This window comes from uncultured Sphingomonas sp. (genome assembly GCF_913778135.1).
In the GTDB taxonomy this organism is placed as follows: domain Bacteria; phylum Pseudomonadota; class Alphaproteobacteria; order Sphingomonadales; family Sphingomonadaceae; genus Sphingomonas.
The window spans coordinates 1-5,578 of the sequence record NZ_CAJYVU010000126.1; the positions used below are offsets into that span (position 1 = coordinate 1).

Genomic DNA, 5,578 nt, shown 5'->3' on the forward strand with positions numbered 1-5,578 from the left:
GCTGCGGCAACATCGCTGGCCAGCGTGCCGACGGTGCTGGTGAGCGTTCCGACACTGCCCTGAACGGTTTGCAGAAGCGCACCCTGGCCCGTCACCGTGCCGGTGAGCGCACCGACACCATCGCGCAACGTAGCGATCGCGCCGACGTTCGCGCTGATCTGTGTCCCTTGCGCCGTTACGATTGCGGACAGCGATGCGAGATCAGCAACGTTGCCCGACACAGTGGTTCGCAAACCCTGAAGCGCGGTTGCTTGATCGGTGACTGTCGAGCCAAGGCTGCTGAGGCCTGAGGAAACGGTTCCGAGCAGGTTGGCATTGGCGGCCAGTTGCACACCCTGCTGGTTTACAGACGCCGAGAGCGAAGCGACGTCCGCGATGTTACCCGCTACGCTCGCCTGCAAGCCCTGCAACGTCGTCGCCTGGTTGGTCACCGTCGAGCCCAGGGTACCCAGCTGCGAGTTCACGACGTTGAGCAGGCTCGTGTTTGCCGTGAGTTCGGCCTGCTGCTGGCTCAGCGACGCCGTAACTGTTGCAAGGTTGCTTGTGTTGGCGTTGGTCGTCGCCTGTACCGCCTGAAGCACGGATGCCTGAGTGGCGACCGTGGAGTTCAATGTGTTGACGCTCGTGTTGAGCGAATTTGCCAGATTAGTTGTTGCGGTGAGTTGCACGCCCTGCGCAGTTACCGTCGTTGTCAGCGCGTTCAAATTGTCTGAGAGACCGTTCAGGGTAAGTACCTGGGCGGAAGATGTGCCAACCGGAAACGTAGCTGCACTCGCCATCATCGTTAAACATGTGGTGTTACGAAGCCAGCGGCGATTTGACCTCTGCGTCAATCGAACCAAATTGCTCATAGCGATACCCACCTATGTGAACATCACCCGGATCGCGCTTCCTAGTTAATGAGTGGTAATACCATTCTGGCACTGGGCTTCGTTGCAACCAAAGTCTAATAATGCTGCCCGTCGGCAAGTCTAGCACACGTACTTTCTTACATCACAGACATGGCGCCGTTCGACTCTAAACCCTGCTCGGCAACACCACTAGCTTCGGGAACGCCGACGTGATCATGAGAGAAAGCGCTTCCCTCCAGCGCGGGATCTGCTGCGACGAGGCGGTTCGATGTGGCGACGGCGCAGGTGATCCGGCGATGCGACCGGCGCCGCAACAGGGCCCCCGCCGCTGCCGTCAGCAAGGAAGTGGGAGCCGGACGGCACCTCGCGGTAAATGGTCGGGGGCGAGGACGCCGATCGATCGCTGAGGGATTAACGCCAAGTGCGCGCGGGCAGGGTGATGGTCACGCGGTCACCTAGATCGATCGCAGACCGGCCGATCGCGAAGGTGTAGCGCCCGCCGGGCATCGTCCAGCGCCCGTCCTTGCTGACGGCGAGCAGGCGCGGGTCGATTGCGATGTCGGCAGCCGCTGCGGCGCCGGGTTGCAGCGTGACCTTGGCAAAGCCCGCCAGGCGCAGCGTCTTTCCCGCCGGCGTCGCGACGAGGTAGAGCTGCGCGACATCGCTGCCGGCCCGTGCGCCGGTGTTGCGGATCGTCACGCGCGCGCGCGGCTGTGCGCCAGCGGTGATGCTCAAGGACCCGTGGTCGAAGTGGGTGTAGCTGAGCCCGTAGCCGAACGGGAATAGCGGCGTGGCACCCGTGCGCGCGAACCAGCGGTAGCCGACATCGGCGCCCTCGATGTTGTAATCGATTGGATAGTGTTTGCCGGCTGCCAGCCCGGCCGCGAACTGCTTTTCGCTCAGCCCGGCATAGGGCAGCGCGGGACGCGGCAATTGATCGAGCGAGGCGGGAAAGGTGACCGGCAGGCGTCCCGCCGGATTGTTGTCGCCGAACAAGGTCGCCGCGACCGCGTCACCGCCGCGCACGCCGCCGTACCACGCCTCGATCACCGCGCCCGTGTTCTTCAGCCACGGCATCAGCACCGGACCGCCGGTTTCCAGCACCACGATCGTGCGCGGGTTGGCGGCGGTCACCGCGGCGATCAGCGCGTCCTGCCCGTCGGGCAGCGACAGGTCGGGCACGTCGGCACCCTCGGCCATCCACTGCGTCGCGAACACGATAGCGACCTCGGCCTCCTTCGCCGCGGCAACTGCCTCCGACAAATAGCGGCCGTTGCGGAAGGTGACGTTCGCCTTTGGCGCGATCGCGCGGATCGCGGCGAGGGGCGCGGTGCCGTGGAAGGTCTGGTTGTTGTACTTGGCGAGCGGACCCTCGCCGCCCATTGGGATCGACGCCGCGGGGCCGCCCATCGGCTGCACCTGTGTCGACCCGCCGCCCGACAGCACGCCCGCGTCGGCGTAGCCGCCGATCACCGCGATCGATCGCACCTCCTTCGACAAGGGCAGCAGCGCGCGCTCGTTGCGCAGCAGCACGATGCCCTGCTCGGCAACCGACTGTGCCACGCGCGCATCGCCCGCGACATCGATGTCGCCGCGCACCGGCGGATTGCCGTTGAGCCCGAGCGCGTAGATCGAGCGCAGCACGCGGCGGTTCATGTCGGCGACGCGTGCGGCGTAGGCGGGGTCACTTGCGGCCGCGGCGGCGAGGGGAGCGCCGAAGAAAATCTGCTTGTCGATCTGCGCGCCCGATTGCTGGTCGAGTCCGGCGAGCGCCTGGTCGACGTTGGTCACTGCGCCCCAATCCGACATGACGAAGCCGGGGTAAGCCCAGTCGCGCTTCAGTACCTTATCGAGCAGGTAATCGCTGCCGCACGCCGCTGAACCGTTGACGCGGTTGTACGCGCACATCACCGCACCGGGCTTGCCCTGCTCGATCGCGATCTCGAACGCGAGCAGGTCGCTCATGCGAAAGGCGGCGTCGGCGAGCAGGCCGTCGACCGCGTGGCGGCCGGTTTCCTGCGCGTTGAGCGCGAAATGCTTCACGGTCGACAGCACGTGCTGCGACTGCACGCCCGCGATTGCGGCACCGCCGAGCACGCCGGAATGGAGCGGGTCCTCGCCGAAATACTCGAATGTGCGGCCGTTGCGCGGATCGCGCATCAGGTTGATGCCGCCGCCCAGAAGGACGTTGAAGCCCTTGGCGCGCGCCTCGGCGGCGATCATCGCGCTGCCGCGGCGGATCAGGTCGGCGTCCCAGGTCGACCCCATCGCGGTCGCCGATGGCAGCGCCGTCGCGCCATCTCCCCGCAACCCGGCGATGTACGACACGCCCAGACTCGCGTCGGTTTCCTTGAGCGCAGGGACGCCCAGCCGCGGGATGCCGGCGACGTAGCCCGCGCCCGTGATCGCGTCGGCCGGGATCTTCACGTTGGGGATCAGCGGGATCGCCCAAAGCCCGTGGGTCAGCGTCGTACGCTCGTCGGGGCGCATCGCGCGCTCGGTCGCACTCGCCCGCGCGTTTGCGTTCTCGCTCGGCCGCTCAGGCGCGCGCTGCTGCGCGGTGGCGAGGGGAGGCAGTGCAAGTGCCGCCAAGGTCGACGCCGAGGCGTATATCAGAAATTGCCGAACCATCCTCAACGCTCCCCCAGGATGACGCCTATGTCATCTATATTTGTTACGTGCATGCTTGACAGTATGTTTCTTCACAAGCATGATCCCTGTCAAGCGGCGAAAACCGCGTGACCAGGCGAGGATGAAAAAGCACATGCGCGGATTGGCACTGCTGGCAGGCAGCAGCTTGATGGTGATCGGTACCTCGGCCGCGGCACAGACGCTGCCGCCGCCCACCAGCCCGAGCGCCAGCACCGAGACCGCACCGGCAACCGCCGCAGCTGACAATGGCACTGCAACCGGCGGCGACATCATCGTCACCGCTCAGCGACGCGCGCAGTCGTTACGCGACGTGCCGATCGCGATCACCGTGGTGAACGGCCAGTCGATCCGCGAAACGGGCGCGAACCAGCTCGCCGACATCACGCAGCGCGCGCCCAGCCTCAACTTTACCGCGACGCCGGGCGTGCCCAATTTCGCGATCCGCGGCGTCGGCACAAATTCGTTCGATTACGGCATCGAGTCGGCCGTTGGCATCGCGGTCGACGACGTCAACATCACGCTGCCGCGCTACGTACCGCTCAATTCGCTCGCCGATGTCGAGCGGGTCGAGGTGCTGCGCGGGCCGCAGGGGCTGCTGTTCGGCAAGAATACGACCGCCGGCCTCATCTCGATCACGACCAATCGTCCGCAATTGGGCGAGTTCAGCAGCAACGGCCGCGTCCAGGCCGGCAGCCGCGATCAGGTCCAGTCGCAGGCGGTGGTCAACCTGCCGATCGGCGACAAGGCCGCGCTGCGCGTCGTCGGCGGCTACCAGTATCAGAAGCCCTCGACCGAGCTCGTCGGTCCCGGCCGGCTCGATCCCGTCCGCCGTTATTTCGGCACGGGCAAGCTGTTGTGGGAGCCGACCGACCGGCTGAGCCTGTACGCCATCGTCGATTATCAGAACAACAGCGGGATCGAGGCTTATTCGACGATCCGCAACTTCGGTGGCAACGATTCGACGCCGATCCCGCCGCAGCTCCGCCAATTCGCCCCCGCCAATTTCGTCCGCGCGCAGAACACCGCGCTCGGCGTCGTCGCCTCGCCGACCAACAACAGGACCGCGATCGGCAGCACGAACGTGCTGCGCGACGAACGCAGCTTCGGTGCGCAACTGTCGGCCAGCTACGACGCCGGCCCGCTGACGGTCACCTCGGTCACCGCCTACCGCGACCTGCACGCGCGCGCGAACAACGATGTCGACCAGACGCCGGTGCCGTTCTTCGACACCAACATCGCCAATTCGCAATCCTATCAGCTGTCGCAGGAATTGCGCGTGTCGAACAACGGCACCAGTGCGGTCGATTATACCGCGGGGCTCTATTACTTCCGCCAGCACATCGACGCGCAGATCCTGCAGGCGGGGACGTTCGGCATCATTCCTGCCACCGCCGCGGTGCGGCTCTCGCCCGTGCAGGGGCAGTCGAACTTCGACTATGGCACCAACAGCTACGCCGCCTTCGCGCAGCTGACCTTCAACCTGACCTCGTCGCTGAAGCTGATCGCGGGCGGGCGCTACACGCGCGACGAGATCAACTCGACCACCACGGTCACGCAGGCGCCGGGCGTGTGCAACCTGATCGTCTTCGCGCTGAGCGGCGGGCGGGGCTGCATCGGTGCGCTGCCCGCGCCGATCAATCGCGACCGCAACGCCGACGGCTTCTCCGCACGCGGCGGCATCGAATACGCGCTCGCGCCGACCGCGAACCTGTATGCGACCTACACACGCGGCTATAAAGGCCCAGCGGTCAGCTCGGCCGCGGGCGTCGCGTTCGACGTCGATCCCGAGAAAGTCGACGCCTATGAGGTGGGCGGCAAGTTCGACCTGCTCGACCGCCGTGTCAGCCTGAACCTCGCCGGGTTCATCAACAACTTCCGCGATTTTCAGGCGCAGGTGTTCGATCCGGCGCTGAATGGCGGGCTCGGTTCGTTCCGTACCGGCAATGCTAGCACGCTCAAGACCCGCGGCATCGAGGCGGAGGCATCGGTGCGCCCCGCGCGCGGCGTCACGCTGTCGGGCGGCGTTACCTACCTCGACACCGAATACGGCAATTACAACGTCGCCTGCTATTTCG

The 5,578-nt window shown here is 65.8% G+C and carries 3 protein-coding genes; 1 reads left to right on the forward strand and 2 read right to left on the reverse strand.

Annotated features, from left to right (window positions below; all coding sequences use genetic code 11):
- Together QZ847_RS11655 and QZ847_RS11660 are read right to left on the reverse strand one after the other, a co-directional pair.
- On the reverse strand, positions 1 to 782 hold a 782-nt coding region (locus tag QZ847_RS11655; protein ID WP_294356663.1), incomplete at its 3' end, for a hypothetical protein.
- Positions 783 to 1,262: 480 nt separating this feature from the next.
- Positions 1,263 to 3,482: a beta-glucosidase gene (locus QZ847_RS11660; RefSeq protein ID WP_294356665.1), complete on the reverse strand. Its 2,220-nt coding sequence runs from the start codon at positions 3,480 to 3,482 to the stop codon at positions 1,263 to 1,265.
- 133 nt (positions 3,483 to 3,615) lie between these two features.
- Between QZ847_RS11660 and QZ847_RS11665 the strand changes: the two genes are divergently transcribed.
- Positions 3,616 to 5,578: TonB-dependent receptor (locus QZ847_RS11665; RefSeq protein WP_294356667.1), on the forward strand; the 1,963-nt coding region annotated here is incomplete at its 3' end.